Here is a 1824-nt window from a genome sequence, read left to right as displayed (position 1 = left end):
CCACACGACCGTGCGGAGTGCGCGCTGCGCGCCGACCTGCCGACCGCAACCTACCGCCGGGGGAGCAGGATCCGTCCCGTCGCCGCCTGTTTCGCGGGTACGCACGGCGGGGGAGCAGGCCGGACTCGAACCGGCGTCCTCCCTCTGAGCAAGAGGGCGCGTCGACCTCTGCGCTACATCTCCCCCGCCGCGCTACGCGCACCCTACGCGCTCCTGCCAGGGCCCGCGTAGCGGGTTTGGAGCCCGCCGTTCCCAGCCGTCCGGCGCAAGGTGGTGGCCCGTATCCGACAGGACGACAGGCCGCCTGCACGGTCCTGCCCCCGGCCGGCCTCGTGGGAGCCGGCCGGGGCGGCCAGGGCCAGCTGCGCCCGGTCAGCGCTGCTGGATCCACCAGATGATCCATCCCATGAGGGACGTGCCGACGGCGGTTGCCGCTCCCGCGACGAGGTTGTGGATACCCGTGCAGGGTCGCGTCGGCCGAGCTGAGCGCCGCCACCTCTGCCGACACGGCCTTGTGCGCGATCTCACGAGCCACCAGATCGGCATTGAAGAACTGGCGCTTGGCCGAGTCCAGCTCCTCGTGGCCGGCTCGGTCAGCTGCCGGATGAACAAGGCGGAGCCGAGAGCGGCTGCCTTGTCGCCCTCGACTTCGAGCACCAGCCCAAGCTGCTCGACGGGGGAGAGGGCGGCCTGTGCGTAGGTCTCGTAGAAGCCGCGAAAGCTGCCCACCTTCGTTCCCAAACCGGGCATCTGGAACGAGTTCGCCAAGGACGTCACCGCGATGGCGAATACCCGCGGCGGCCTGCTGGTGTACGGCGTCACGACCCCCACCTGATCGCCGCCTGGGACCCGTACCTGCCCTGCCCGCCCCGCGACCTCGGCCAGATGTCACTCGCCGGCCTGGTCCTGCTCCTGGACGCCCCCGTGGACGCGCTGCGCGGCCCGCGCACGGCCGGGCACGTGTGGCACGTCTCGGTCCGCAACCACGTCGGCGACCGCACGTTGTCGGACGCCGAATGGGCGGGGGTCGCCGCCGCGATGGTGCACACCGCGGGCATCGCCGAGGACGGCGACGTACAGGCCTGCCGGTGGGTCGCGGTACGGCACGCAGGCGATCACATCCACATCGCGGCGACCCTCGCCTGCCAGGACGGCCGACATTCCCGGGTGCGCGGGGACATCCCCAACATGCACACCGCCGCCCGCGTCTTCGAAGCCCGCTGGGGCCTGGCCGAGATGTCGCCGCTCGACCGGACCGCGCGCCGCCCCGCTCACCGGCGAGGCCGAGAAGCCGCTCGCCGGGGCCTGGCCGAGACCGCCCGCGAGGTGCTGCAGCGCACCGTGCGTACCGCGGCCGCGCTCGCCCCCGACGACACCGACTCCCTGCTCTCTCACAGGACCAACGGCCAGGTGACCGACTCGCACAGCAGCACCTCCGGCCCCCCAGCACTGCTGGCATCCCAGCACCGCCGGGGCTGGCGCTGCCGGGAGCCGTTCCACTCAGCCTGGGGCCTACTCGTCGAAACCGTCGGGGACTTTCCCGCAGGGCGCGTGGATGTTGACGGCGAGCGTCCCGGTTGCCTCGTACCAGCCCACGTCGACCGTGTCGCCGGTGCCCGGATGCTCGAAGCGGAACCCCATGTCGGCAGGGTGCTCGCGGATGGGGTTCCAGCCCTGTTCCGACAGCCGGTTGCGGATGCGTTCCTGGCCGGCACGAGCCGTGGCCTGCGGAACGTCCGTCGCCCTCCAGCCCAGGTCGAAGCTGCGCACGTCGCGGCGGGCCTCGTCGATGTGGGAGAAGGACCGGAGTCCGCGGTAGTAGCA

The 1824-nt window shown here is 72.2% G+C and carries 1 protein-coding gene, 1 tRNA gene and 1 pseudogene; all 3 read right to left on the bottom strand.

From position 1 onward, the window contains the following. Positions 1–107 precede the first annotated feature (107 nt). Positions 108–186: transfer RNA gene (locus ACFW48_RS38680), tRNA-Ser, on the bottom strand. Positions 187–372: 186 nt separating this feature from the next. Continuing rightward, positions 373–822, bottom strand: a complete 450-nt coding sequence (locus ACFW48_RS38675) for a hypothetical protein (RefSeq protein ID WP_386323359.1) — start codon at positions 820–822, stop codon at positions 373–375. 690 nt (positions 823–1512) lie between these two features. Next, positions 1513–1824, bottom strand: a pseudogene (locus ACFW48_RS38670) (hypothetical protein); the annotation flags it as partial.

The organism is Streptomyces sp. NPDC058812 (assembly GCF_042744565.1).
Classification (GTDB): domain Bacteria; phylum Actinomycetota; class Actinomycetes; order Streptomycetales; family Streptomycetaceae; genus Streptomyces; species Streptomyces thinghirensis.
This window is presented reverse-complemented; position numbering and strand designations above follow the sequence as displayed.